The 23,889-nt window shown below is 66.1% G+C and carries 27 protein-coding genes; 9 read left to right on the plus strand and 18 right to left on the minus strand.

Annotation, left to right across the window (positions count from 1 at the left end):
• The first annotated feature begins 234 nt into the window (after positions 1-234).
• The gene (locus ACQY46_RS07070; protein WP_428699554.1) at positions 235-663 is read left to right on the plus strand and encodes a response regulator; all 429 of its coding nucleotides are present in this window, start codon (positions 235-237) and stop codon (positions 661-663) included.
• Between the two features lie 24 nt (positions 664-687).
• Here the strand turns inward: ACQY46_RS07070 and ACQY46_RS07075 are convergent, their stop codons facing one another.
• Positions 688-1,632 (minus strand): 2-hydroxyacid dehydrogenase, encoded by a 945-nt coding sequence (locus tag ACQY46_RS07075; RefSeq protein ID WP_428699555.1) that lies wholly within the window; start codon positions 1,630-1,632, stop codon positions 688-690.
• Positions 1,633-1,843: 211 nt separating this feature from the next.
• Here ACQY46_RS07075 and ACQY46_RS07080 point away from each other — a divergent pair, with 211 nt between their 5' ends.
• Positions 1,844-2,170: a hypothetical protein gene (locus ACQY46_RS07080; protein WP_428699556.1), complete on the plus strand. Its 327-nt coding sequence runs from the start codon at positions 1,844-1,846 to the stop codon at positions 2,168-2,170.
• A 33-nt stretch (positions 2,171-2,203) separates the two neighbouring features.
• Here ACQY46_RS07080 and ACQY46_RS07085 read toward each other — a convergent pair whose 3' ends face one another.
• Complete coding sequence (locus ACQY46_RS07085) at positions 2,204-3,484, minus strand: DNA recombination protein RmuC (protein WP_428699557.1); 1,281 nt, start codon at positions 3,482-3,484, stop codon at positions 2,204-2,206.
• 129 nt (positions 3,485-3,613) lie between these two features.
• Here ACQY46_RS07085 and def point away from each other — a divergent pair, with 129 nt between their 5' ends.
• The 5 genes from def (at position 3,614) to truA (ending at position 7,259) form a co-directional block, all read left to right on the plus strand.
• Positions 3,614-4,132 (plus strand): peptide deformylase, encoded by a 519-nt coding sequence (gene def, locus ACQY46_RS07090; protein ID WP_428699558.1) that lies wholly within the window; start codon positions 3,614-3,616, stop codon positions 4,130-4,132.
• Between the two features lie 33 nt (positions 4,133-4,165).
• Positions 4,166-4,798: a MarC family protein gene (locus ACQY46_RS07095; RefSeq protein ID WP_428699559.1), complete on the plus strand. Its 633-nt coding sequence runs from the start codon at positions 4,166-4,168 to the stop codon at positions 4,796-4,798.
• Positions 4,799-4,847: 49 nt separating this feature from the next.
• Entirely contained in the window at positions 4,848-5,795 is a 948-nt protein-coding gene (gene fmt / locus ACQY46_RS07100) for a methionyl-tRNA formyltransferase (RefSeq protein WP_428700430.1), read from the plus strand.
• Positions 5,796-5,905: 110 nt separating this feature from the next.
• On the plus strand, positions 5,906-6,433 hold the full coding sequence (locus tag ACQY46_RS07105) for a GNAT family N-acetyltransferase (protein ID WP_428699560.1): 528 nt from the start codon (positions 5,906-5,908) through the stop codon (positions 6,431-6,433).
• A 19-nt stretch (positions 6,434-6,452) separates the two neighbouring features.
• Positions 6,453-7,259, plus strand: coding sequence for a tRNA pseudouridine(38-40) synthase TruA (gene truA / locus ACQY46_RS07110; protein WP_428699561.1), 807 nt, complete (start codon positions 6,453-6,455; stop codon positions 7,257-7,259).
• Here the strand turns inward: truA and ACQY46_RS07115 are convergent.
• The 6 genes from ACQY46_RS07115 to ACQY46_RS07140 form a co-directional block, all read right to left on the minus strand.
• The gene (locus ACQY46_RS07115; protein ID WP_428699562.1) at positions 7,247-8,086 is read right to left on the minus strand and encodes a DUF2189 domain-containing protein; all 840 of its coding nucleotides are present in this window, start codon (positions 8,084-8,086) and stop codon (positions 7,247-7,249) included. The two genes, truA and ACQY46_RS07115, sit on opposite strands and share 13 nt — an antisense overlap.
• Positions 8,087-8,187: 101 nt before the next feature.
• Positions 8,188-9,363, minus strand: coding sequence for a succinyl-diaminopimelate desuccinylase (gene dapE, locus ACQY46_RS07120; protein WP_428699563.1), 1,176 nt, complete (start codon positions 9,361-9,363; stop codon positions 8,188-8,190).
• A 55-nt stretch (positions 9,364-9,418) separates the two neighbouring features.
• Positions 9,419-9,847 carry a DUF805 domain-containing protein gene (locus ACQY46_RS07125; RefSeq protein WP_428699564.1) on the minus strand — a complete coding sequence of 143 codons (429 nt, stop codon included), beginning with the start codon at positions 9,845-9,847 and terminating at the stop codon, positions 9,419-9,421.
• 109 nt (positions 9,848-9,956) lie between these two features.
• Positions 9,957-10,814, minus strand: a complete 858-nt coding sequence (dapD, locus tag ACQY46_RS07130; RefSeq protein WP_428699565.1) for a 2,3,4,5-tetrahydropyridine-2,6-dicarboxylate N-succinyltransferase — start codon at positions 10,812-10,814, stop codon at positions 9,957-9,959.
• A 135-nt stretch (positions 10,815-10,949) separates the two neighbouring features.
• A complete protein-coding gene (locus ACQY46_RS07135) occupies positions 10,950-11,531 on the minus strand; it encodes a TetR/AcrR family transcriptional regulator (RefSeq protein WP_428699566.1) in 582 nt (193 codons plus the stop codon).
• Position 11,532: 1 nt separating this feature from the next.
• Positions 11,533-11,877, minus strand: a complete 345-nt coding sequence (locus tag ACQY46_RS07140) for a DMT family transporter (RefSeq protein ID WP_428699567.1) — start codon at positions 11,875-11,877, stop codon at positions 11,533-11,535.
• A gap of 207 nt (positions 11,878-12,084) precedes the next feature.
• Between ACQY46_RS07140 and ACQY46_RS07145 the strand changes: the two genes are divergently transcribed.
• Entirely contained in the window at positions 12,085-12,990 is a 906-nt protein-coding gene (locus tag ACQY46_RS07145) for an EamA family transporter (protein WP_428699568.1), read from the plus strand.
• Positions 12,991-13,019: 29 nt separating this feature from the next.
• On the opposite strand, the gene ACQY46_RS07150 is transcribed toward ACQY46_RS07145, so the two are convergent.
• The 4 genes from ACQY46_RS07150 to ACQY46_RS07165 all read right to left on the minus strand — a co-directional run bounded on the left by ACQY46_RS07150 (position 13,020) and on the right by ACQY46_RS07165 (position 16,179).
• On the minus strand, positions 13,020-13,553 hold the full coding sequence (locus tag ACQY46_RS07150) for an alkylphosphonate utilization protein (RefSeq protein WP_428699569.1): 534 nt from the start codon (positions 13,551-13,553) through the stop codon (positions 13,020-13,022).
• A 153-nt stretch (positions 13,554-13,706) separates the two neighbouring features.
• Positions 13,707-14,717 carry a zinc-binding alcohol dehydrogenase family protein gene (locus tag ACQY46_RS07155; protein ID WP_428699570.1) on the minus strand — a complete coding sequence of 337 codons (1,011 nt, stop codon included), beginning with the start codon at positions 14,715-14,717 and terminating at the stop codon, positions 13,707-13,709.
• 14 nt (positions 14,718-14,731) lie between these two features.
• A complete protein-coding gene (locus ACQY46_RS07160; protein ID WP_428699571.1) occupies positions 14,732-15,079 on the minus strand; it encodes a cupin domain-containing protein in 348 nt (115 codons plus the stop codon).
• The gene (locus tag ACQY46_RS07165; RefSeq protein ID WP_428699572.1) at positions 15,076-16,179 is read right to left on the minus strand and encodes an alkene reductase; all 1,104 of its coding nucleotides are present in this window, start codon (positions 16,177-16,179) and stop codon (positions 15,076-15,078) included. Before ACQY46_RS07165 ends, ACQY46_RS07160 begins: the two co-directional genes overlap by 4 nt.
• Positions 16,180-16,303: 124 nt before the next feature.
• On the opposite strand from ACQY46_RS07165, the gene ACQY46_RS07170 reads away from it, so the two are divergent.
• A complete protein-coding gene (locus tag ACQY46_RS07170) occupies positions 16,304-17,227 on the plus strand; it encodes a LysR family transcriptional regulator (protein ID WP_428699573.1) in 924 nt (307 codons plus the stop codon).
• Here ACQY46_RS07170 and ACQY46_RS07175 read toward each other — a convergent pair.
• From ACQY46_RS07175 to ACQY46_RS07200, 6 genes are all read right to left on the minus strand, one after another.
• Positions 17,187-18,086, minus strand: coding sequence for a DUF817 domain-containing protein (locus ACQY46_RS07175; protein ID WP_428699574.1), 900 nt, complete (start codon positions 18,084-18,086; stop codon positions 17,187-17,189). The genes ACQY46_RS07170 and ACQY46_RS07175 overlap by 41 nt on opposite strands.
• Positions 18,087-18,098: 12 nt before the next feature.
• The gene (locus tag ACQY46_RS07180; RefSeq protein WP_428699575.1) at positions 18,099-18,836 is read right to left on the minus strand and encodes a pyrimidine 5'-nucleotidase; all 738 of its coding nucleotides are present in this window, start codon (positions 18,834-18,836) and stop codon (positions 18,099-18,101) included.
• Positions 18,833-19,720 carry an acetylglutamate kinase gene (gene argB, locus ACQY46_RS07185; RefSeq protein ID WP_428699576.1) on the minus strand — a complete coding sequence of 296 codons (888 nt, stop codon included), beginning with the start codon at positions 19,718-19,720 and terminating at the stop codon, positions 18,833-18,835. The genes ACQY46_RS07180 and argB overlap by 4 nt, the downstream gene beginning before the upstream one ends.
• Positions 19,721-19,831: 111 nt before the next feature.
• A complete protein-coding gene (locus tag ACQY46_RS07190) occupies positions 19,832-22,054 on the minus strand; it encodes a sensor domain-containing phosphodiesterase (protein WP_428699577.1) in 2,223 nt (740 codons plus the stop codon).
• Between the two features lie 232 nt (positions 22,055-22,286).
• Complete coding sequence (gene yihA / locus ACQY46_RS07195; protein WP_428700431.1) at positions 22,287-22,883, minus strand: ribosome biogenesis GTP-binding protein YihA/YsxC; 597 nt, start codon at positions 22,881-22,883, stop codon at positions 22,287-22,289.
• A gap of 144 nt (positions 22,884-23,027) precedes the next feature.
• Complete coding sequence (locus tag ACQY46_RS07200) at positions 23,028-23,717, minus strand: CatB-related O-acetyltransferase (RefSeq protein WP_428699578.1); 690 nt, start codon at positions 23,715-23,717, stop codon at positions 23,028-23,030.
• Between the last annotated feature and the right edge of the window lie 172 nt (positions 23,718-23,889).

A 23,889-nucleotide genomic window follows, 5' to 3' on the forward strand; every position in this document is an offset into this window, starting at 1 on the left:
GCGTAGCAGGTATGCAGGGATCGCATTTGTCGTGAATCGTTTCATGTAATATACAAGCGATGACTTGGCGCGACGCTTTTGCCGCGCGACAGTGACGGATCGACCGGCTGTTCGGACAACGGTGCCCGAAAGCGCGCAATCCGCTCGAAATCAAACAACCACGGTTCTCCATCTGCGTTGTGAAAAACGCGATGGATTGCTTGTGCTGTTGTCCATACGGATAGTCGCGAAATCATGCTTCATGTCATTCCACGTGCCGTTTTTCTTCACGTTGAGGACAACGTCAACGACGCCCGCGTATTTCGTCAGGCGGTCGAGAGTGTCACCAGCAACATTCGCGTCCGGCGGGTTGCCTCGGCGGAGACCGCGCTTGAACTGATCGGCGGCGCCGGCGGCGAGGGCGGTCCGCCTTTCGACTGCGTCGTGACGTCGCTGAACCTGCCCGGCATGGGCGGCGGCGACCTCGCGCGGCGGCTGCGGCAGCGCTATGACAGCGCCACCCTGCCGCTTATCGGCATGACCCGGGACACCCCGGTCGGCAATGACGACCGGGGTTGGTTCGATGCGGTCTACCAGAAATGCGAGACACCGCGCGGCCTGCGCGCGGCCGCTCAGGCCGCTGTCGACCTTTGGTTCTCCCAGGCCCGCCGCTTCCATTGCTGAACGCGCGTGCTCGCGCTTTCCAGGTTAGTAGCCGGTTCCCGGATCGACCCTGTTGCACAAGACGCCGGTCGCCTCATAGGCAAGGATCTGCTCGGCGACATAGTCCGAGATGGCCTCCGGATCGCTGTCGGCTGCCACATGCGGTGACACGACGACGTTCTCCATTTGCCAGAAAGGGCTTGTTGCCGGCAGCGGTTCCGTCTCGAAGACATCGAGGCTCGCCGCCTTCAGCGTGCCGTCGCGAAGCGCTGCGACGAGATCTTCCTCGACCTGGCTGCCGCCGCGTCCGGCGTTGACGAAGACCGGGCCGCCGAGCGCGCCGTCACTGGCAAGCCTCGACAGCACCTGGCGGTTGACGAGACCCGTGGTCTGCGGCGTCAGCGGCAGCAGGTTGACCAGGATGTCGGTGCGCTGCAGGAAGGCGTCCATCTCTTCCTCTCCGGCGTAGCAGGCGATCCCTTCGATCTGCTTGCGTCCGCGCGCCCAGCCGGCGACGTCGAAGCCGAGATCGGCGACCGCGCGCGCGGCCCGTTCGCCAAGAACGCCGAGCCCCATGATGCCGACACGGACGCTACGCGCCGCCGGCTGAGGCAGGTCGCGCCAGACCCGCTCCCGCTGCTGGGCGGCGTAGGCGAGGTGCTGGCGATGGTGCAGGAGCACCTGCAGCACCACCCATTCGGCCATGCGCGCCGTCAGGTCCGGGTCGACGACCCGCACCACGGGGACGGAAGGCAGGCCGGGCTGGGCAAGCAAATGGTCGACGCCCGCGCCAAGCGAAAAGATCACTTCGAGATTGGGGCAGGCGCTGAGTGCCTCCGCCGGCGCCTTCCAGGCGAGTGCGTAGCGGATATCGGATGCCTCGCCGATCGCGTCCGGCCAGGTGCGGATGTCGCGGCCGGGCAGGCGGACTGACAGGCGCGTGGCCCATGGCGCTGGGTCCCAGCCCTTGACGGCGACGAGCAGGCTCATGCGGCAATCCTCCCGGTGGTCATGCGATCGAGTTTCGCCCGTCATACCGACCTTCGCATGCCGACGCAAAGATGCCGGGTTGACTGGCGACGTTGACGGCGGATTGCGCGGGAAGTTGATGCAATCTAGAATAGGTAAATTGTAACCGTTTATTGTGTGCCGGCCGCAGGATGCATCATTCCACGGTGCTCCGGCATGGGGAGGGGATGTCATGAAAGTTGGCGATGTGAAGGATGTGGTGGCCTGGGTGAACGCAATGCCGGGGCCCGGCAGTGCCCCGACACTGCATGTGACCGGCAAGGTCACCGCTCCGACGCCCTGTTACGAGGTGCTGGCCGAGTTCGACGGCTTCGACAAGTCGGATCCGCCGGTCTATCGGGTCAAGGTGACGCTCAGCGAGCGGCCCGGTCTTTGCCCGCAGGTGCTGACCGACAAGGAGTTCCACTATGTGGAGCGAAACTATGCTGGCACTTCGAAGCAGGTGAGAGTGCTGTCCGACACGGACAGCAAGACGGTGGACATCCAGATCGTCAGTTGACCGGCAACACGCGGGCAGCAATGGCCGGCAAGCTCAGAACCGCTCCGGGTCTTCTGCCACAGTGCGATGCGCGGCGGGAAAGGCGCGGGCCGGCTCCCCCGTCTCGTGACGGGGCACGCTGCCGTTGCCCGTTCCGTTGGCCTCCCTGTTCCCTGCCGGGGCCGTGCGATCGGCATCGGGGTCCGTGCGCGCCGGGGCGAGGTCGAGTTCGCCGATGCTGCGGCCGCGTTTGCCGATCTTGTCGGACGAGATGAGGATCTGCTCGATGTCGCGGCCTGCCTGGCCGAAATGCTGCTGCAGCTTGCGCACGCGCTCGTCCAGCCGGTCGACATCGGCGACCAGATGCGCCACCTCCGCCTGGATCCGGTGCGCCTCCTCGCGCATCCGCGCGTCGCGCAGCACCGATTGCACCACCTGGACTGACAGAAGCAGCAGCGACGGGGACACGATGACGACGCGCAACCGGTGGGCGCGCTGGACGAGATCGTCGAACCGCTCGTGGATTTCGGCGAAGACGCTTTCCGACGGCACGAACATGAAACCGGTGTCCTGGGTCTCCCCGGGGATCAGGTAGCGCTCCTTGATATCAGTGAGATGTTTGCCGATATCGCGGCGAAACCGGGCGCTGGCCTGTTTCAGCGCTTCCGGGTCCTGCGCGGCACGCAGCTCATTATGCGCCTCCAGAGGAAACTTGGCGTCGATGACGAGCGGCGCTGCGCCGTTTGGCAGACGGATCAGGCAGTCGGGCCGGGCGCCGGTGGAAAGCGTTGCCTGGAAGCTGTAGCCGCCCGGCGCGAGGGCGTCCTGGATGATCGCCTCCATCCGCCCCTGGCCGAAGGCGCCGCGCGTCTGCTTGTTGGAAAGGATCGCCTGCAGCGCGCTGACCTGTCCGGAAAGGTCGCGGATCGTGACCTGCGCCCGGTCGATGACCGCCAGCCGTTCGTGCAGGTGCCGCAATCCGTCATGGGTGCGCTTGGTCGTGTCGGCCATCGACTGGCCGAGCTTGTGGCTCATTCCGTCGATCCGGTCGTTGACGGCACGCATCAGGTCGCCCTGCCTTGTGCCGAAAACCTCGGCCATGGTCTGCATCCGGCCGGTCATCTCCGACTGGACCTTGAGCAGGTCGGAGATCCGGGCTTCCAGTTCGTGTGCCTGTTTTTCGGCTCGCCACTCGGCAAGCCGCCGCGCGCGCGCCTGCCGCGCTGCTCCCAGCACGCTGGCGAGGAACAGCAACAGCGCAAGGGCGCCAAAGGCCGCCACGCCTTCCCCAAGCGTCACCGGACGTCCGGCCAAGTCGAACAGAATCGCATTCATGGAAACAAAGATAGAACATTTGAGCGAAGCGCGAAATGGCGACGCCGGTTGCCTTGCGACATGCACCGCACTGTCGCAAGCGGGCACGCCTGCGTTGACGCGGCCCGAGTTCTCCAATATCTGAGCCTCATGACGAAGCGTGACATCCTGATCCTGCCCGACCCCAAGCTGCGCCTGGTGAGCGAACCTGTGGCACGGGTCGACGATGCCGTGCGCCAGCTTGCCGACGACATGCTGGACACGATGTATGCCGCGCCGGGCATCGGGCTTGCCGCGATCCAGATCGGCGTGCCGAGCCGCATGCTGGTGCTTGATGTCGCCCGCGAGGGCGAGGAGCCCGCGCCGCTGGTGGTGATCAATCCGGAAATCGTCTGGGCATCGGAGGAGCACTCCGTCTACCAGGAAGGCTGCCTGTCGATCCCCGAATATTACGAGGATGTCGAGCGTCCGGAGAAGATCGGTCTGCGCTTTCTCGACAGGGACGGCGCCGAGCGCGAGATCGAGGCCGAGGGCCTTCTTTCCACCTGCCTGCAGCACGAGATCGATCACCTGAACGGCGTGCTCTTCATCGACCATATTTCCCGGCTGAAACGCGGCCGGGTCTTGCGCAAGTTCCAGAAGCAGGCGCGCCAGTCGGAGAAGGCCTGACGTCGAGCCAACCTGCGGACGGGAGCGAGACGCATGGACATTGCCTTTTTCCTCAAGGTTTTCGCCGCACTGTTTGCGATCATGAGCCCGATCGCCAACCTGCCCGTCTTCCTCGCGCTGACCGGCGACCGGGACGCGACCGGCAAGAGGGCGGTGGCGCTGACGGCGGTCGTCGCGCTCTGCGTCGGCGCGGTGGTCGTCTTTGTGGGCGGCGAGGCGATCCTGGCGCTGTTCGGCATCAGCATCGACGGGTTCCGCCTTGCCGGGGGATTGCTGATCCTGTTCATTGCGCTCTCCATGCTGCATGGCGGGGAAAGCGCGGCCCATGCCGGCTCCGAGGCGGAAAAGCAACATCACCGGACGGTGGACAACCCGGGCATCTACCCGCTTGCCGTGCCGATGCTGCTTGGCCCCGGATCGATTTCCACCATCGTCATCTTCCGCGAGCAGGCGACGGGCGCCGGGCAGGAGATCGCGCTGGTCGCCGCGCTCGCCGCCATCGTGACCCTGCTCGGGGTGACGTTTCTCGCGGGCCCCCTGTTGTCGCGCCTGCTCGGTCGCACCGCGGTCAGCATCATGAGCCGGTTGATGGGCATGCTTCTGGCGGCTATCGCCATGGAGATGATGGTGACGAGCCTCAAGGTCCTGCTACCGGGGCTGGCGTGATGCGGCAATGTCAACAAAGCGACCGGCAACTGAAGGACAAACCATGAGCCTGCGTATCGTCTTCATGGGAACGCCGGAGTTCTCCGTGCCCACGCTGATGGAGATCGTCGGACAGGGGCACGACGTCGTCGCCTGCTACACCCAGCCGCCGCGCAAGGCCGGCCGCGGCATGGACGAGCGGCGCTCTCCCGTTCACGACGCGGCCGAGACGCTTGGCATCGAGGTGCGCGCACCTGCCTCGCTGAAAGGCGAGGGGGAGCGCGCCGCACTCGCCGACCTTGCCCCTGATGTCGCCGTCGTGGTCGCCTACGGGCTGCTGCTGCCGCAGGCCGTGCTCGACATTCCGGTGCATGGCTGCCTCAACCTGCATGCCTCGCTGCTGCCCCGCTGGCGCGGAGCCGCGCCGATCAACCGGGCGATCATGGCCGGCGATGCGGAGACCGGCATCGAGGTGATGCGGATGGAGGCCGGTCTCGACACCGGTCCCGTCTACATGGCGGAAAAGGTCGTCATCGACGAGGCGATGACAGCGGGCGAGCTGCATGACCGGCTGTCGGTGCTTGGCGCCGACCTGATGGTGCGCGCGCTGGCCGCCCTGCCGCGCGGCGGCCTGACGGCAACGCCGCAGGCGCAGGAGGGCGTGACCTATGCGCGCAAGCTCGACAAGGCCGAGACCCGGATCGACTGGTCGCGACCGGCGCGCGAGGTGCATGATCATGTTCGCGGCCTGTCGCCGTTTCCCGGAGCCTGGTGCGAGATCGCGATCGGCGGCCGCACCGAGCGGGTCAAGATCCTGCGCAGTTCCCGTACCGATGTCATGGCCGCGGCCGCGCCCGGCACGCTGCTCGACGCGGATGCGGCGGACGGGTTGCTGGTCGCTTGTGGCGATGGCGGTGCGTTGCGGCTCGTGCAGTTGCAGCGTGCCGGCAAGAAGGCGATGCCGGCGGCCGAGTTCCAGCGCGGTGCCCAGCTCGCTGTCGGCACCAGCCTGTCCTGATCCCGGCCGACATGGCGTCGCCAAGCCGGTGGCCGGCGGTCTATGATGGACCGACGGACCGAAAACCCAAAGCAACCGCTGTAGCCATACCGCAAACGGAATGCCCCGACATGACCCATCCCGCGCTTGAACCCGATATCCGCCCGGCGACGCCAGCCGACGAGGCGGACATCTCCCTCGTCACCGCCACGGCCTTCGGCGACGAGGCGGAGGCGCGCCTTGTTCGCGAGCTTCGCTCCTGTGGCGCGCTGGTGCTGGAGCGGGTGGCGGTCGACCGCGACGGGCGCATTGTCGGTCATGTCGCCTTCTCCCGCGTGACCGGGGCCGGAGCCGGCCATCGCCTTGCCATTACCTGCCTGGCGCCGATCTCCGTTAGCCCTGACCGCCAGCGTGGCGGTGTCGGTTCGGCGCTGATCCGTGCCGGGCTGGAATCCTTGCGCGAGCAGGACGAGGATCTCGTCCTGGTGCTCGGCCATCCCGACTACTATCCGCGCTTCGGCTTCGACCCGAAGCTTGCGCAAAAGGTCGCGGGTCCCTATGCGGGGGCCGCGTTCCAGGCGCTGGCGCTCAGGGACGAGGTCGCCGCCGCGCTTCCCATCGAGGTGACGTTCGCCACGCCCTTCCAGGTATTCGAGTAGAACGGAACGTCGCCTCGCCATGCCCCGCTACAAGCTCACGGTTGACTATGACGGCCGGCCCTTCGTCGGCTGGCAGCGCCAGGACAACGGCCCCTCGGTCCAGGCGGTGATCGAGCGCGCGGTGATGGCGTTTTCCGGCGAGAGGGTGACCATCGGCGGTGCCGGACGCACCGATTCCGGAGTGCATGCGACAGGACAGGTGGCCCATCTCGATCTTGAGCGCGACTGGCCCGCGGCGACGGTGCTGGGCGCGCTGAACTTCCATTGCCAGCCCGATCCGGTCGCGATCCGCGCCTGCGAGGTGATGCACGAGGGTTTCGACGCGCGCTTTTCGGCGATCCGTCGGCATTACCGCTTTCGCATCGTCAACAGGGTGGCGCCGCTCACCCATGATCTCGGCCTTGCCTGGCATGTGAAGAAGCCGCTCGATGCCGATGCGATGCATGCGGCGTCGCAGGTTTTTGTCGGTCATCACGACTTTACGACATTTCGCCACTCGCGCTGCCAGGCGAAGAGCCCGTGGAAGACGCTTGAGGCCTTTTCGGTGCGCCGCGAAGGCGAGAGCGTCATCGCCGAGTGTTCCTCGCGCTCCTTCCTTCACAACCAGGTCCGCTCGATGGTCGGCACCTTGCGGTTGGTCGGCGAGGGGCGCTGGGGACCGGTCGACGTGGCGCGGGCGCTTGCCGCGCGCGACCGCGAGGCCTGCGGGCCCGTGGCTCCGCCTGACGGGCTCTACCTGACGCAGGTCGACTATCGATCCGCCGAGGAAGACCGGGCCTCGCTTGCCGCCTATCTCGCGGAAACGGGATCTGCTCAGGAGAGCTGATCTTCCGCCGTCTGCTCGTCCGCCGGAGGCACCAGTTTGCGATAGAGATGCCAGGTCGTGTGGCCGAGCACCGGCAGCGCGACGACCAGCCCGATGAACAGCGGCAGCATCGACACGACCAGCGTCGCGGTGACGAGGATGGCCCAGCCGATCATCGGCCTCGGGCTGGTCACCACCGAGCGCACACTGGTGATCATCGCGGTGATGAAGTCGACGTCCCGGTCGAGCAGCATCGGGAACGACACCACGGTCAGCGAGAACAGGATCACCGACAGGACGGCACCGACGACATTGCCGATGAAGAGAAACATCAGCCCTTCCGGCGTGGTCACCACCACCTCGGCGAAGGCGCCGAACGAGGCGAAGGACTTGAAGCCGAGGAACAGGGCGAGCAGCAGCCGCACCTGGTACATCCACATGATCTGGACAAACAGCACGACGAAGGCCATCCAGGCGATCTCGCGCCGACGCTGCTCCCAGACGACGCCGAGCACGCCGCCCCACTTGAGCGGTTCGCCGGTTTCCAGGCGGCGGCTGACCTCGTAGAGGCCGACGGCGACGAAGGGACCGGCCAGACCGAAAGCGATCGCGAGCGGATAGCTGAGATAGCTCATGTGGAAGGCGGAAGCCGTCAGCAGCACGAGAATGCCGCCGGCCGCGTAGACGCCGCCGAAAAACAGGCCGAAGCGGGGAGCGGCACGGAAATCGCGCAGCCCGGCGCCGAGCGCGTCGACGATGGCATCGAAGCCGATGGGGTTCACCCGCGTCGGGTCGGGCCGGCGTTGCGGTTCGATGCCGGGCTGCCCTGTCTCCGTTTCGCCTGTCATCGGCCTCTCCTCCACGTCGATTGTTTCCCGTCAGTGAAACAACATCCGGAAGGGGCCGTCACCTTCGCAATGCTACGAGGGCGACACGCGGACAACGTGCGTCAGCCCGCGCGCAGGTAGTCGTCGAGGAAGCGCTTGTAGATCGCGGTGAGCCGGTCGAGATCGGCGATGGCGACCCGCTCGTCGACCTGGTGCATTGTCTGGCCGACAAGACCGAACTCGACCACGGGGCAGAAATTCTTGATGAAGCGGGCATCCGACGTGCCGCCGCCGGTGGACAGCTCCGGCCGGTGGCCGGTTTCCGCCTCGATCGCGTCGGCAAGCGCCTCGATCAACGCCGTGTCATGGGTGAGAAAACTGTCGCTGGCATCGTCGGTGAAGTCGAGCGCCCACTCGCAGGCGAGCTCGTTGACGCCGCCCAGTTCGGCGCGCAGGCGCGATTTGAGACTCTCCACTGACCAGGTGTCGTTGAAGCGCACGTTGAACTTCGCCTCCACCTTGCGCGGGATGACGTTGAAGGCGGTGTTGCCGACGTCGATGGAAGTGATCTCGAGGTTCGAAGGCTGGAACCGCTCGTTGCCGGTGTCCAGCTCGATCCGGTCGAGCGCGGCGGCGAGGCGCAAGAGATCGGAGAGCGGGTTCTTCGCCAGATGCGGATAGGCGACATGGCCCTGCACGCCGGTGACGGTGACGATGCCGGACAGCGAACCGCGCCGGCCGACCTTGATCGCGTCGCCGAGCCTCTCCGGATTGGTGGGTTCTCCGACGATGCAGGCGTCGAAACGGTGGCCGCGTTCCGCCGCCCAGTCGAGCAGCTTGACCGTGCCGTTGATGGCCGGGCCTTCCTCGTCGCCGGTGATCAGAAAGGAGATGCGGCCATGAAGCCCGTCGCCCCGTTCGCGTATGTGGGCGAGGGCCGCGGCGGCGAAGGCCGCGATGCCGCCCTTCATGTCGACCGCACCGCGGCCGAACAGGACGCCGTCCTCGATCGTGCCGGCGAAGGGGGCGTGCCGCCAGGCGTTGAGATCGCCGGCCGGCACAACGTCGGTATGCCCGGCGAAGGCAAGGCTCGGTCCCTTGTCGCCGATGGTGGCGAAGAGGTTCTCGATATCGGGCGTGCCGGGCGCGGAAAACACCATGCGCTCGACGGCAAAGCCCGCCGCCTCAAGCCGTGCCGCAAGCAGTGCCAGCGCGCCGCCCTCCTCCGGCGTCACGGAAGGGCAGCGCAGCAGGGCGCGGGCAAGTTCGGCGGCGGGAGACAGCGTCTGGTCGGTCATGCGGGCAAGTCCGGAAGGAAGGCGCCGCTGCGGCGCGGGCAGGGGGGCATATGGTTTATTTCGGTCGCGCCCAGCGGCCGTTGGCCCAGGGGCCGTAGGCGTTCGGGCCGGGCGTTCCCGGCATGAAGCCGAGGCCGATGACAAAGAGGATGTTGAGATAGGGCATGAACACAAGGATCGCGAGCAACCCGCTCAGACCACGGTCCTGCAACCGTTTGATCACCAGCGCCAGTTCCACCCACTGGAATGCGATCAGCATGAATGGCATCAGCGGGTTGGCGTTGATGAAATCGCCGAGATAGCTCGCCATGTCCCGGCCCTCGACGACCTCGACGGTGCGCGCCCAGACGGCAACGGGGATCATGAACAGCGCCCAGGTCAGCGCCAGCGCCAGCCAGTAGGGCTCGCGCGAGACGCGTCCGATCGGGCTGAACAGCAGCCAGAGTGGCCCGAGCGGACCGGGATGGGGAACGGGGGCGGTCATGTCTCTCCTTGCCGGGCGAATGCCTGCCCACCCTATCTGGTGCGTGTCCCGGCATTTTGAAGGCGTGGCATGGCAGCGCAGGGACACACTGCCCCGCGCTCTTCCGTGATCAGTCGCGCAGCAACTCGTTGATCGAGGTCTTGGAACGGGTCTTCTCGTCGACGCGCTTGACGATGACGGCGCAATAGAGGTTCGGGCCCGGCTCGCCGTTCGGCATCGGCTTGCCCGGCATCGTGCCGGCGACGACCACCGAGTAGGACGGCACCTCGCCATAGAAGACCTCGCCCGTGGCGCGGTCGACGATCTTGGTAGACTGGCCGATGAACACGCCCATGCCGAGCACTGCGCCCTCGCGCACGATACAGCCCTCGACGACTTCCGAACGCGCGCCGATGAAGCAATTGTCCTCGATGATCACCGGGCCGGCCTGCAGCGGCTCAAGCACGCCGCCGATGCCGACGCCGCCCGACAGGTGGACGTTCTTGCCGATCTGGGCGCAGGAGCCGACGGTGGCCCAGGTGTCGACCATCGTGCCTTCGCCGACATGCGCGCCGAGATTGACGAAGGAGGGCATCAGCACGACGTTCCGGGCAATATGGGCCGAGCGACGGACGATGGCGCCCGGTACGGCGCGAAAGCCGGCTTCCTCGAAGTCGACGCCACGCCATCCGTCGAACTTCGACGGTACCTTGTCCCACCAAGCAGCGTCGCCCGGGCCGCCCTTGATGACCTCCATCGGATTGAGCCGGAAGGAGAGCAGCACCGCCTTCTTCAGCCACTGGTTCACCTGCCAGTCGCCATCGGTCTTTTCCGCCACCCGCGCGTGCCCCCGGTCCATCAGGTCGAGCGCTGCATTGACCGCGTCCCGGATCTCGCCCGTGGTGCGCGTATCGATGTTGGCGCGGTCCTCGAAGGCGGCGTCGATGATGGCGGCGAGCTTCGCCGTGTCGGTATGGGCGTGGTTCATGCGCGCGGGTCTCCAGCAAGTCTCGGGGATCGTGGCGGGAATTCTGTGCGCGGACCTAAGACCCGTGGCGATGCGAAGTCAAGGCCGGGCAGGCCTTGTCCCCGGCGCCGGGCAGGACGCATGACGAGGTGGGTCTCAGGGATGGCGACGTGTCATGTCGCGAAGGAGCGCGTGCAGGTCGGTGCGCCCCTTGATCGTGATGCCGGTCAGGTCGGCAAGCCAGATGCCGTCGGCAGCGGTGCGCACGGCCGCGAGCCGCACGTCGTCGTCGGTGGCCCGGTGCCGTTCGAGGCGGGCCTCGTACCAGCCTGCCCACAAGGCCCGCAGGTCCGGGTCGGCGAGCATGGAGACGTAAAGCGCTGCCCACGGCCCCCCGCCCGTGCCCGGGACCATATCGAGAACCGCATCCAGATAGGCGCGGGTGAAGATGCCCCAGGCTTTGGAAGGGGTTTCGGGACGGGCGTCGGGATCCGCCGCGATCCGCGCGTCGAGATCCCGGTCGAGCGCGTCGAGAAGCTCCTGGAACACGGCGTCGATCAGCGCCTGCTTGCTGGGGAAATGATGCATGAAGCCACCCTTGGTGACACCCGCCGCATCGGCGACGGCCTGGACCGTGACAGCGGCAAGCCCTTGCGCCACGGCGAGTTCCGCCGCGCGGTCCAGAAGGGCGCGGCGAACGGCCTCGGGCTGCTTCTTGCGGGCGTAGGGGTTCTCCATCTCAGTGCACGGCGCTGCGGGAGAAGACATTGATGACGACGACCCCGGCAACGATCAGCGCCATGCCGATCAGTGCCGCCGCGTCGAGGGTGAAGCGGAACACGACGACGCCGATGATCGCCGTCAGCACGATGCCGACCCCGGCCCAGATGGCATAGGCGATGCCGAGCGGAATGACCTTCAGCGCCTGCGACAGGAAGAACAGCGCCGCGACGAAGCAAAGACCCGTGGCAAGCGTGGGAACGAGCCGCGAGAACTGCTCTGTCTTCTGCAACAGGGACGAGCCTGTCACCTCGCAGACGATGGCGAGGGCAAGCGAGGCATAGGCGATCAGGACCGGGTTCATGACAGCGTCTCGATTAGGGGAAACATTCCTATAAAGATGCCAACTGTTCGGTTTCTTTTCAAGGGGGCGCCGGCCTTCGCTCCACCGGGTCGTCATCATGCGTCCGGGCGCGCCGGTCGTGCGGGATGTGCCCTGCGGGTTGCCGAATGGCGGCCATCGCGTTTTCGCGCTACCCCCACCGCTGCCCTTGCTGTATGTGCGGATGCCATGGAACTCTGGATCCCCATCACGATTTTTGCCGCCTTTTGCCAGAATGCACGCTCCGCCCTTCAGAAGCACCTGAGGGGCCGGCTCGGCACGACCGGCGCCACATTCGTGCGTTTCGGCTACGGCTTTCCCTTCGCGCTCGCCTACCTGGCGATCCTGCGCTACGGCTTCGATTATCCGCTGCCTTCGCCTGGGACGGATTTCTGGCTCATCGGCGCGGTGGGCGGGCTTGCGCAGATCGCGGCCACCTTTCTGCTGGTGCATCTCTTCAGCTATCGCAACTTCGTGGTCGGCACGGCCTATTCGAAAACCGAACCCGTGCAGGCGGCCGTGTTCGGTCTGGTCTTTCTCGGGGAGACGGTGACCGCGATTGCCGCTTTCGCGATCGCCATCGGCGTTGCCGGCGTCGTGATGATTTCGCTCGCCGGCCAGCGTGTCGGGCTGAAGAGCGTCTTCGCCGCGCTCGCCGGACGGGCGGCACTGATCGGTCTTGCCTCGGCGGCGTTGTTCGGCGTATCGGCGGTCTGCGTGCGCGGTGCCTCGCTCTCCTTGGGCGGACCGAATTTCCTCATGCAGGCCGGTTTCACGCTCGCCTATGTCACCGTCTTCCAGACGATCGCCATGGGTTTGTGGATGGTCTGGCGCGAGCCGGGCCAACTGGTCGCGAGCATCGCAAGCTGGCGTACCGCGATCTGGGTCGGCCTGTCGGGTGTCGCCGGTTCGGCCGGCTGGTTCACGGCGATGACGCTGCAGCAGGTCGCCTATGTGCGCGCGCTCGCCCAGATCGAGCTGGTCTTCACCTTCGTCGTCTCCTGGCTCATCTTCCGCGAGCGTGTCCGCACGGTCGAGGCGGCCGGCGCAATGTTGATCGTCGCCGGCATCGTGGTGCTGCTTCTGGGCGTGTGAGGGGGGCGGCGCGTTCCGCCCCTTGCGCATCAGGCCTTTTTCACGAACTGGCAGAGAATGACGATGCGCTGTCCCTCGACGCGGCCTTCGAGCTGCGCCGCGTTGTCGGGAACGAGCGCGATCTTGCGCACCGCTGTTCCCCGCTTGGCGGTGAAGCCCGCTCCCTTGACGGGAAGGTCCTTGATCAGGGTCACGGTATCGCCGGTGGCAAGCACCGTACCATTGCAGTCGACATGGACGACCGCGTCCGTGTCGCCACCGCCGGCTCCCTGCTGTGCCCAGTCGAGGACGTCCGGTTCCAGATAGGCAAGCTCCAGAACGTCGCGGGCCCAGACGGCTTCCGGCAAGGCCTTGAGCAGGCGCCAGGCGAGCACCTGCACGGCCGGTTCCGGGCTCCAGATCGCCTCGTTGAGGCATTGCCAGTGGGGGCTGTCCTCCAGCCCGCTCGCCAGGCCTTCTTCCAGTCCCTGCCGGCATGTGGCGCAGACCGGAGCGCTGTCCGCCCTCGGTGCGACTTCATAGGGGGTGGCGCCATCGGCGTGGCAAAGGGAGCAGTGCGACATTGTCGGTTCCGTCGGCGCGAGGGCAAGAATAAGGAGGCTGGCGTGGCTTACGTCACGCCAGCCTCCCTGTCCATCGCGTCGACGCCGGGTCCGTGGCGATACGGACCCTGTCGTCGTTTCGGTCTCCCGTCCCGCATCTGCGGTTGTCGTGGTTCAGAACCCTTCGATGACAATCTTGCCGCGCGCGGTCCCGGCCTCGATGCGCCGGTGCGCTTCGCGCAGGTTGGCGGCGTTGACCGGTGACAGCGTCTCGGCGAGCGTACTGCGCAGCCGGCCTGCATCGACCTCGTCGGCGACGAAGCCGAGCAACCGGTGTTGTTCGATCATGTCCGGCGTTTTGAACATCGCCCGGGTGAACATCATCTCCCAGTGCAGGCTCGCCGCCTTGGTCTTCATCTGCCCCATCGGCATCGGCAGGTCGGTGTCGTCGATCGTCACGATCGAGCCCTGCGGCCGGATCAGTTCGGCCGCGTCGTTCCAGTGCCGCATGTCGTTGAAGATCGCCACATGGTCGACATGCTCGATCCCGAGCGCGCGCACCTGCGGAACGAGCGGTTCACGGTGGTTCACGACATGATCTGCACCCAGTTCACGCACCCACGAAACCGTCTCCGGTCGCGAGGCGGTGGCGATCACGGTGAGCCCGGCACGTTTGGCCAGCTGGATGCCGATCGAGCCGACACCGCCCGCCCCGCCGATGATCAGGATCGAGCGGCCGGCATCCGCTCCGTCCCGGTCGAGGCCGAGCCGGTGGAACAGCGATTCATAGGCGGTGATCGTCGTCAGCGGCAGGGCGGCTGCCTCGGCAAAGGAGAGGCTTGCCGGCTTGCGCCCGACGATGCGCTCGTCGACCAGATGGAATTCCTGGTTGGTGCCGGGGCGGGTGATGTCTCCGGCATAATAGACCTCGTCGCCCGGCCTGAAGAGCGTGACGTCGGGACCGATCGCCTCGACCACGCCGCTGGCGTCGTAGCCGATGACGCGGGGCGCGGTCTCGACATCGTTCTTGGGCGCGCGGACCTTGGTGTCGACCGGGTTGACGGCGACGGCCCTGACGGCAACGAGAATGTCGCGGCCTTCGGGGACGGGGTTCGTCAGGTCGAGATCGATCAGGGATTGCGGGTCGTCGATGGGCAGGTAGCGGGTGAAGCCGACGGCTTTCATGCTTGTCATCCTTGTCATTGGAGATCGAACTCGACGGTGACGAAGACAAGCTCCGTCGCTCCGGTATTGGTCAGGTCGTGGACGAAGGCCGTGTCCGGGCCGAGGTCGGGGAAATGCCCCGTGTCGCCGGCACGGTAGCTGATGTCGGCAACGCGGCCGTCGCCATGGCGCGAGCGTCCCTGGCCGTCGCTAAGGACGGTCCAGAAATAGGGACGGTCGTGGCGGTGGGCGGCAAGCGTGTCACCCGGGGCGAGGCGCAGGTGCCACACCCGCATCGCGCGATCCTCGAGCACCAGGGCCGTTCCGATGGTCGCGTTTGCAAGGCCGGCCCGCGCTTCTTCGGCCGTCAGCGGCATGCTCACGCCGCTTCTCCCCAGGCTGGATAGGTCGAGTAGCCCTGGGCGTCACCGCCAAACAGCGACACGGGGTCGAACTCGGAGAGTGGCAGGTTTTCGGCGAGCCGGCGCGGCAGGTCCGGATTGGCGATGAACGGACGCCCGAACGCGACGACATCGGCGAGCCCGCGCGCCAGGATGCTGTCGGCGCGCATCTTGTCGTATTTCCCGGCCACGATGATGCGGCCGGAAAACGCCGCCCTCAACGCGTGCCGGAAACTCTCGGGCGTTTCCGGGGCGTCGTCCCAGTCGGCCTCCGCCAGATGGATATAGGCAAGGCCGATGCGATCGAGCTCGCGTGCAGCCATCAGCATGGTCGGCATGATCTTGTCGTCCACCATGCCGCGCTGGGTGATGACGGGCGACAGCCGGATGCCGGTACGGCCGGGCCCGGCGGCTGCGGCGACGGCTTCCGCCACCTCGACCAGGAAGCGGATGCGGTTTTCCCGGGGGCCGCCATAGCGGTCGTCGCGCCGGTTCGACGAGCGGCGCAGGAACTGGTCGATGAGATAGCCATTGGCGCCGTGTATCTCGACGCCGTCGAAGCCGGCGGTCATCGCATTGGCGGCGGCCCTGGCGAAATCCTCGAGGATCCCGCCGATCTCCGCCGTCGCCAGGGCGCGCGGCACCGGGCAGTCGGCCATGCCGGCCACGCCGGTCGCCGGGTCGGCGATCCAGACCTTGGCATCGGGCGCCAGCGCGGACGGGGCCACGGGCAGTCCGTCCTCGTGGAAGATCGCGTGGCTCATCCTGCCCACATGCCACAGCTGCAGCACGATCCGTCCACCGGCCGCATGCACCGCGTCGGTGACGGTTCGCCAGCCGGCGACCTGCGCGTCGGAGTGGATGCCGGGGGTGAAGGAGTAGCCCTGGCCCTGCGGGGAGATCTGGGTTGCCTCGGTGATGATCGCGGCGGCGCCGGCGCGCTGGGCGTAGTAGCGGGCCATCATCTCGTTGGGCACGTTGCCGGGCTGGGTGGAGCGGGCGCGCGTCATCGGCGCCATGGCGACGCGATGCGGCAGCGACAGGTCGCCGAGCATCACGGGATCGAAGAGGGAAGTCGTCATGAAAAGCGGTCTCCTGGGCGAATGGGAGGCGGGGTGGGCCGCGTGGTTCGATCAGGATTTAGGCGTTGCGGATCATCCGGATAATCGGCTAATTTCCGAAATTATAATTCGGATATATCGAACAATGATGCTCGACACTCTGGCTCTCTTCCTGCGCATCGTCGAAAAGGGCGGACTGGCCGCCGGAGGACGTGATTTCGGCCTGTCGCCGGCCACGGTCTCCGAGCGGCTTGCAGCACTTGAGCGCCACTATGGTGCGACCTTGCTGCTGCGCACGACGCGCAGCCTGCGCCTGACCGACGAGGGCACCCTGCTTGTCGAGGGAGCGCGCCGGCTGCTGACCGAGGCCGAGGAACTGCAGGACCGCATCCGCTACGGCGCCGAGCGGATTTCCGGGCCGATCCGCATGAGCGCCCCGGAGGACCTCGGTCGCCGCCGTGTCGTGCCGATCATCGATGCGTTTCTCGCCCGGCATCCGGACGTGAGCGTCGATCTCGATCTCACCGACGGCTATCTCGATCTCGCCGGCCAGGGCCTCGATCTGGCGATCCGGCACGGGCTGCTTGCCGACAGCGCCTTGCGGTCAAGGTCGCTGGGCGAAAACCGGCGTGTCGTCTGCGCGGCACCCGCCTATCTTGAGGCGAACGGCATGCCGGAGCATCCCGACGATCTTTCCGGCCACGACTGCATTCTGATGCGCTTTGGCGGCAATCTCGACCGGGAATGGCCGTTCCTGATCGACGGCAAGACGCGCAAGGTCGCCGTACGCGGCCGCCGCGTCGCCAATGACGGCGGGCTGGTGCGGCAATGGTGCCGGGACGGGCACGGCATCGCCCTCAAGTCGATCCGCGACGTGGAAGAGGATCTTGCGACCGGCGCCCTGGTCGAACTGCTCGAGGACTATTCCCACGGCCGCACCGCGCTGCAGATCGTCTATCCGCCAAGCGTTGTGCAGCCCTGCCGGGTGCGCGTGCTGATCGAATGCCTGGCCGCCGAACTCTCCGCCTTTACCGATCCGCGGCCTGTCCTTCCGTCCTCGGCCGGTTGACGAGCGTTACCAGCACGAAAGAGATGATCATCAGCAGCACCCAGGCGTTGAGCTTGGCCAGGGAGACCAGCGTCCAGCCGTTTGCCTGGTCGGGATAGCGCCAGGCCCGCGCGAAGGTGCCGATATTCTCGGCCAGCCAGATGAACAGCGCCACCAGGAAGAAGCCCAGCACCAGCGGCATGCGGTGTCGGTAGCGATAGACGGAATAGTGCACCCAGGTTCGCCCGTAGAGCAGGAAGAGGGCGGCAAACAGGGCAAGCCGGATATCGAGCGTGTAGTGGTGGCTGAAGAAGTTCACGTAGATCGCCAGCGCCAGCAGCCAGGTCGTCCATAGCGGCGGGTAGCGCGAATAGGCGAAGTCGAAGATGCGGGAGACGCGGGCGAGATAGCTGCCGACCGCGGCATACATGAAACCGGAAAAGAGCGGCACCCCGCCGATGCGGAAGAAGCTCTCCTCCGGATAGATCCAGGAGCCCGCGGCGGTCTTGAAGACTTCCATCGCGGTCCCCACCACATGGAAGATCAGGATCACCTTGGCCTCGTCCAGCGTTTCGAAACGGGCGGCGAGCAACCATGCCTGGATGGCGAGGGCGGCGAGGAACAGAAAGTCGTAGCGGGCGAGGGCGATGCCGTCGGGATACCAGAAGCGGGTCGCCAGGATCAGCGCCAGCAGCAGCGCGCCATAGATGCAGGCATAGGCCTGCTTGATGCCGAAGGCGAGGAATTCGACCGCCGCCCGCGCCAGCACGCCCTTGCCGAGACGCCGGTAGACGAGCGGCAGCGTCCTGTGCAGCAGGCGTTCGGTGCGCGAGGCGGCGTTCGCCGGCCGGCCGAGCCTCCGGACCAGGTTCAGTCCCATCTTCTGCTTGGCCTACGCGTTGATGGCACCGAGCACAGCATTCAGGAAGCCGGTGAGGTCGTCGGTGACGAAGTCGACATGCGGCGCATTGCGGCCTTCCAGTTCCCATTCCTCGCGAAAGACGGCGCGCGTGCCTTCCGGCACCAGAAGCACCGAGCGCATGCCGAGCCCGTGCGGAACGGCGAGATTGCGGGAAAGGTCCTCGAACATGGCCGCGCGCACCGGTGACACGCCGGTCTTCTCGATGAACAGGTTGTAGGTTTCCAGGTTCGGTTTCGGCAGCAGGCCGGCGGCGACGATGTCGAAAATATCGTCGAAATGCTCGGCGATGCCCAGCCGCGCCGCCGTGCGTTCCGCATGCGGGCGGTCGCCGTTTGTGAAGATGTACTTCCTGCCCGGCAGCCGGGCGATGGCGCGGCCGAGTGCCGGGTTCGGTGCAACCGGCGAATAGTCGATGTCGTGGACATATTCGAGAAAGGCGTCCGGCTCGATGTCGTGCTCGATCATCAGCCCGCGCAAGGTGGTGCCGTAGTCCCGGTAGAACGCCTTCTGCTTCAGGCGCGCGTCCTCCGCCGAAAGGCCCAGATGACGGGCGATATAGTCGGAAATGCGCACGTCGATCTGCGAGAACAGGTCGGAGCTTGGCGGGTAGAGCGTGTTGTCGAGGTCGAAGACCCAGGCCTCCACGCCGGTAAAGACGCGCAGGTCCTGCTCGTGCGCCTGGAGGCCTTCCCTTTCGTCGGGGGTCATGGACGCAGGAGCGTCCCCGCGCCCTGGTCGGTGAACAGCTCGAGCAGCACCGCATGCGGCACCTTGCCGTTGAGGATGACGACGCCCTCGACGCCGCGCTCCAGCGCCTCGATGCAGGTTTCCACCTTGGGGATCATGCCTCCCGAAATGGTGCCGTCCTCGATCAGCGCGCGAGCCTGGCTGACGGTCAGCTCCTTGATCAGCTTGCCATTGGCATCGAGCACGCCCGGCACGTCCGTGAGGAACAGCAGCCGCTTGGCGTCGAGCGCGCCGGCGATCGCGCCGGCGAACGTGTCGGCATTGATGTTGTAGGTCTCGCCGTCGGCGCCCGGTGCGACCGGAGCGACCACCGGGATCAGCTCCTCCTTCATGACCAGGCGCAAAACGGTGGGGTTGACCGATGCTGGTTCGCCGACGAAGCCGAGGTCGAGAACCTGCTCGATGGCGGAATTCGGATCGCGCACCCGCCGCTGCAGCTTCTCCGCCGTGACCATGTTGCCGTCCTTGCCGCACAGGCCCACGGCCTTGCCGCCCTCGGCATTGATCAGGTGGACGATTTCCTTGTTGATCGAGCCAGCCAGCACCATCTCGACGATCTCCACCGTCGCCTTGTCGGTGACGCGCAGGCCGTTCCTGAACTCGCTCTTGATGCCGAGCCGGTCGAGCATGGAGCCGATCTGGGGGCCGCCGCCATGCACCACCACCGGCAGCACGCCGGCCAGGCGCAGCAGGGTGATGTCCCGGGCAAAGGCGTTGCCCAGCGCCGGGTCGCCCATTGCATGGCCGCCATACTTCACCACCACGACCTGGTCGTCGTAGCGCAGCATGTGCGGCAGAGCCGTGGAAATCACCTTGGCGGGATTGATCGGAGCGGTGTCTGTCATGTCGGGAGGGAGCTCTCGGACTGTTTCGCGGGCCGCGCACAGGCGCTTGACCGGTCTATAGCTGCTTTCACAAAAGGGCTCAATGATGGCCCGGCGATGCGGCCTGCCGGATCAGGCGGCGCCGACCTTCAGCGCGTCGTCGCTCTGCGGTTCATGTCGCAGCGCCTGCGCCGGCGCGAGCGCGGGGTCGGGCCCGTCGTCTTGCCTTCGGGAGAAGGAGCCGGCCTCGATCAGGCGCGGAATGCTGTTCGCCGCGACCGGGCGGGAGAAATGGAAACCCTGCAGGTCGCTGCAGCCGATCTGGGCGAGGAAGTTCTTCTGCTCCTCGGTCTCGATCCCTTCGGCCGTTACCTTCAGGCCAAGATCGACGGCGAGCTTCACAACTGCATGGGTCACGGTGTTGTAGTCGACGCGCTCGCCCAGGCCGCGGACGAATTGCCGGTCGACCTTGATCCGGTCGATCGGGAACTGCAGCAGGTGATTGAGCGATCCGTAACCGGTGCCGAAGTCGTCGAGCACGATCGAGATGCCGAGCCGCTTCAGCTTGGTCAACGTCTCCACGAGATCGGCGCTCGGCGTGAGCAGGATGTTTTCGGTGATCTCCAGATCGAGGTCGCGTCCGTCGAAGCCGGTGCTCTCGAGAATGGAGCGCACCCGGTTGACCAGCCGCGTGTCGCGCAACTGGCCGGAGAACAGGTTGACCGAAAGGCGGAAGCCGTTTGGCGCGACCAGCGCCCAGGGCCGCGCGGTGCGGCAAGCCTCCTCCAGCACCCAGTAGCCCACATCGGCGGCATGGCGGCTGCCGTCGAGCGCGCCGATAAATGCGCCGGGCTGCAGGCAGCCCCGGTCGGGATGATCCCAGCGGATCAGCGCCTCGGCGCCGATCACGACCTCGTCGGTGATACGGACCACCGGCTGATAGTCGAGATGGAATTGCTTGCCGTCCACTGCTTCGGTCAGCTCACGCGCCAGGGTGTTGCGATGATCCGCGTCGCGGCGCATCGCCGCGTCGAAGATCATGAAACGGCCGCGGCCCTTCGACTTTGCCTCGTAGAGCGCGAGATCGGCGTTGCCCATCAACTGGCTGAAGGAGCCGCCGTGATCGGGCAGGACGGCAATGCCGAGGCTGCAGCCGCATTCGACGCTCTCGCGGCCGGTCGGAATGGGGCGGCCGATCGCCTGGGCAAGGGCCGCGGCATATTCCGCGATGGCACCGTCGCGCGAAAGGTCCGGCTCCAGGACTGCGAATTCGTCGCCACCAAGCCGGGCAACGGTTGCCTTCGGACCGACGCTGGCGGCCAGCCGGTCCGCCACCTCCATCAGCAGCGCGTCGCCGCTGGAATGGCCAAAGGTGTCGTTGACGAGCTTGAAATGGTCGATATCGAGCAGGAACAGCGTTGCCTCCGCGCCCGTTTCCTGCCAGCAGCGGAACGCGTCGGTGACACGGTTTTCGAAGGTCGAGCGGTTGACCAGGCCCGTCAGCGGGTCGTGCCGCGCCATATGCTCGATCTCGCGGTGCACCTGCTCGATCTCGGTGACGTTTCGCGCCGTGCCGCGGTAGCCGAGAAAGCCGCCGTCATGCGCGAAGACCGGCCGTCCGCTGATTGAATAGATGCGCTCCTGATCGCCGGAAAACCAGCGGAAGCGCAGATCGCGGAACGATTTGTGAGCCTTCAGAAGCTCGTGATGAGCTTCCCAGAAAGCTGCGCTCTCGCCATTGCCGCTCTCTGCCTCCCAGCGGGTCTTGCCGAGGAAACGGTCGATGACGATGCCATTGTCGCGGGCGCTGGAGGACAGGTAGGTAAAGCGGAAATCGGCATCCTGCTCCCAGATCCAGTCTGAAGCGATCTCCAGATAGTCGGCGAAACGGGCATCACGCCGACGGCCTTCGAGCACGCGCACGGCAAGCGCCGTCAGTGCCTGCATGCTCGCGAACTCGTCCGGGGTCAGCCCTTCCTCGCGCACGGTCCGGTCGATGACGCAGAGCGTGCCGATGGGAAAACCGCTTTCCACGCGGACGGGGAAGCCGGCATAAAAGCGGTTGCCCTTGTCGATGTCGACGTAAGGATATGTCTTGAAGCGCGGATCGATCGCCAGGTTGGCGACGACAAGCGGGGCATCCTCGCGATAGGCGACGCCGCAGACCGACGTTGCCGCCGGTGTCTGGGTGACGTCGCTGCCGACGGCGGCGAGCACATGCACGTCGTTGCCATGCACAAAGGTGACGAAGGCCTTTTCGCAACGGGTGATCCGCGCGGCGGCCTTGACGATATGGTCGAGGGCGAGGTCGGGGGCATTGCCGGCAAGGTGGAGGCTTGCGAGCTCCGCGCGCAAGCGCGCTTCTTCCCGCGCGGTTGTCGCTGGGACGGCAATCTCGTCCGTGGCACTCCTGCCTTCCACGTGCATGCGGTTATCCCCTCATTCCGCAGGCATAGCGTAAGTAAATTTACGCTACGTTAAAAGTGAGGGGATTCGCCACGCATGTCGACAGGTAAGACTGTCGGGTACGCCAGTAAACTCCCCGGTGCCGATCGGTTGACCGTTGCCTCTTGATTGCTCTTGGCGGTCAGTCGATCGAAAGCTTGTAAATCTCTGCTCTGACATCCCCGATGCCTGCTCCCTTTTCGGAGGAGGTGTCGATGATGTTCGGATGGGCGGCAGGCCTCTTTTTCAGGCTTTCGGCCGTGTCCTGCCGGATGCGCAATAATTGACCCGGTTTTATCTTGTCCGTCTTGGTGAGAACGACTTGGTAGCTGACGGCCGCGCGATCAAGCAGCCCCATGACCTTGAGATCGACCTCCTTTAGGCCATGGCGGCTGTCGATCAGGACGAAGACACGGCGCAAACGCGCGCGGCCCTGGAGATAGGTGAAAACCAGCTCCGTCCACGCATCCACGAGCGACTTCGGAGCCTGAGCGTAGCCATAGCCGGGCATATCGACAAGAGTGACAGGGGATTCCGGCGCGGCGAAGAAATTGAGCATCTGTGTCCGGCCCGGCGTGTTCGATGTCCGCGCCAGTCCTTTAACGCCGGTGAGAGCGTTGATCAGGCTCGACTTGCCGACATTGGACCGGCCCGCGAAAGCGACTTCGGTGGCGGCTTCGGGCGGCAACTGCTCGAGATGGGCGACGCTGGTGACAAAGCCCCAGGGGCGGCGGAACATCAGCCGGCCGGCCTCGATCTCCCCTTCGGTATAGGGGGCGTCGGGCTTGAAGGAATTGTCCGGCTCGCTCATTGCGTCTCGCTTCGCATGGGGTGTGCCGGGTCGCGGCGGGCGGTCCCGTGTGCCGCGACCCGGCCTGATGCTCTAGCGGGCCTGCGCTAGCTTGTCGAGATCGGCGCCGCGTATGGCGGCGAGATTCCGCGCTATCTTCTCCGCAGGCCAGTTCCACCAGGCGATCTCCAGCAAGGCGTCGATGGTGGCTTCGTCAAAGCGCATGCGCACGACCCGCGCCGGATTTCCGGCGACGATGGCGAAGGGCGGCACGTCGGAGGCGACCACCGCACCGGCGCCGATGACCGCGCCGTCGCAGATGGTGATGCCGGGCATGATCGTCGCTCCGCGGCCGATCCACACGTCATTGCCGACCAGCGTGTCGCCGCGATGCGCGCTGACAAGCTCCGCCATGTCGAAACCCTTCTCCCAGCCTTCGGCGAAGATCGCGAAAGGATAGGTGGAGAAGCCGTCCATCGGATGATTGGCACCGTTCATGATGAAGCGCACATCCGTTGCCAGCGCGCAGAAACGCCCGATCCTGAGCCGGTCGCCGATGAAGTCGAAATGGTAGAGCACGTTGCGGTCCTCGAACTCCGCCGCGTGATCCGGGTCGTGATAGTAGCTGTAGTCGCCCACCTCGATATTCGTTCGGGTGATCACCGTGTTGAGGAAAACGGTATGTGCCTCGCCGGCAAGGGGGTGGCGCGTGCTCGGGTCTGGGCCGTGCATGGGGGATGTCTCCGGATCGGGAAAAGGTTCGCGTGTCGCGACGTCGGCCATGCCGGCTCGCCGCCGCAGGGTAGGGCGCGAGGCGGTTGCGTTGCATGCCGTCGCTCGCGCCGTCTTCAGGCGATCCTGTTCATCGGTCCTCTCCCCGCATTCGTCTCGACCCTTAATGGGAAGCGGATGCTGCCGCTGCAACCCTCGAACCATCCGGGACAAACGAAAAGGC

It is taken from the genome of Stappia sp., from assembly GCF_965276915.1.
In the GTDB taxonomy this organism is placed as follows: domain Bacteria; phylum Pseudomonadota; class Alphaproteobacteria; order Rhizobiales; family Stappiaceae; genus Stappia.

What these genes read in the sequence shown, in the direction of transcription:
- ACQY46_RS07070 (WP_428699554.1), top strand. Translation starts at nt 235, where the DNA reads ATGCTTCATGTCATTCCACGTGCCGTTTTTCTTCACGTTGAGGACAAC.
- ACQY46_RS07075 (WP_428699555.1), bottom strand. Translation starts at nt 1,632, where the DNA reads ATGAGCCTGCTCGTCGCCGTCAAGGGCTGGGACCCAGCGCCATGGGCC.
- ACQY46_RS07080 (WP_428699556.1), top strand. Translation starts at nt 1,844, where the DNA reads ATGAAAGTTGGCGATGTGAAGGATGTGGTGGCCTGGGTGAACGCAATG.
- ACQY46_RS07085 (WP_428699557.1), bottom strand. Translation starts at nt 3,484, where the DNA reads ATGAATGCGATTCTGTTCGACTTGGCCGGACGTCCGGTGACGCTTGGG.
- def (WP_428699558.1), top strand. Translation starts at nt 3,614, where the DNA reads ATGACGAAGCGTGACATCCTGATCCTGCCCGACCCCAAGCTGCGCCTG.
- ACQY46_RS07095 (WP_428699559.1), top strand. Translation starts at nt 4,166, where the DNA reads ATGGACATTGCCTTTTTCCTCAAGGTTTTCGCCGCACTGTTTGCGATC.
- ACQY46_RS07105 (WP_428699560.1), top strand. Translation starts at nt 5,906, where the DNA reads ATGACCCATCCCGCGCTTGAACCCGATATCCGCCCGGCGACGCCAGCC.
- truA (WP_428699561.1), top strand. Translation starts at nt 6,453, where the DNA reads ATGCCCCGCTACAAGCTCACGGTTGACTATGACGGCCGGCCCTTCGTC.
- ACQY46_RS07115 (WP_428699562.1), bottom strand. Translation starts at nt 8,086, where the DNA reads ATGACAGGCGAAACGGAGACAGGGCAGCCCGGCATCGAACCGCAACGC.
- dapE (WP_428699563.1), bottom strand. Translation starts at nt 9,363, where the DNA reads ATGACCGACCAGACGCTGTCTCCCGCCGCCGAACTTGCCCGCGCCCTG.
- ACQY46_RS07125 (WP_428699564.1), bottom strand. Translation starts at nt 9,847, where the DNA reads ATGACCGCCCCCGTTCCCCATCCCGGTCCGCTCGGGCCACTCTGGCTG.
- dapD (WP_428699565.1), bottom strand. Translation starts at nt 10,814, where the DNA reads ATGAACCACGCCCATACCGACACGGCGAAGCTCGCCGCCATCATCGAC.
- ACQY46_RS07135 (WP_428699566.1), bottom strand. Translation starts at nt 11,531, where the DNA reads ATGGAGAACCCCTACGCCCGCAAGAAGCAGCCCGAGGCCGTTCGCCGC.
- ACQY46_RS07140 (WP_428699567.1), bottom strand. Translation starts at nt 11,877, where the DNA reads ATGAACCCGGTCCTGATCGCCTATGCCTCGCTTGCCCTCGCCATCGTC.
- ACQY46_RS07145 (WP_428699568.1), top strand. Translation starts at nt 12,085, where the DNA reads ATGGAACTCTGGATCCCCATCACGATTTTTGCCGCCTTTTGCCAGAAT.
- ACQY46_RS07150 (WP_428699569.1), bottom strand. Translation starts at nt 13,553, where the DNA reads ATGTCGCACTGCTCCCTTTGCCACGCCGATGGCGCCACCCCCTATGAA.
- ACQY46_RS07155 (WP_428699570.1), bottom strand. Translation starts at nt 14,717, where the DNA reads ATGAAAGCCGTCGGCTTCACCCGCTACCTGCCCATCGACGACCCGCAA.
- ACQY46_RS07165 (WP_428699572.1), bottom strand. Translation starts at nt 16,179, where the DNA reads ATGACGACTTCCCTCTTCGATCCCGTGATGCTCGGCGACCTGTCGCTG.
- ACQY46_RS07170 (WP_428699573.1), top strand. Translation starts at nt 16,304, where the DNA reads ATGATGCTCGACACTCTGGCTCTCTTCCTGCGCATCGTCGAAAAGGGC.
- ACQY46_RS07175 (WP_428699574.1), bottom strand. Translation starts at nt 18,086, where the DNA reads ATGGGACTGAACCTGGTCCGGAGGCTCGGCCGGCCGGCGAACGCCGCC.
- ACQY46_RS07180 (WP_428699575.1), bottom strand. Translation starts at nt 18,836, where the DNA reads ATGACCCCCGACGAAAGGGAAGGCCTCCAGGCGCACGAGCAGGACCTG.
- argB (WP_428699576.1), bottom strand. Translation starts at nt 19,720, where the DNA reads ATGACAGACACCGCTCCGATCAATCCCGCCAAGGTGATTTCCACGGCT.
- yihA (WP_428700431.1), bottom strand. Translation starts at nt 22,883, where the DNA reads ATGTTCCGCCGCCCCTGGGGCTTTGTCACCAGCGTCGCCCATCTCGAG.
- ACQY46_RS07200 (WP_428699578.1), bottom strand. Translation starts at nt 23,717, where the DNA reads ATGGCCGACGTCGCGACACGCGAACCTTTTCCCGATCCGGAGACATCC.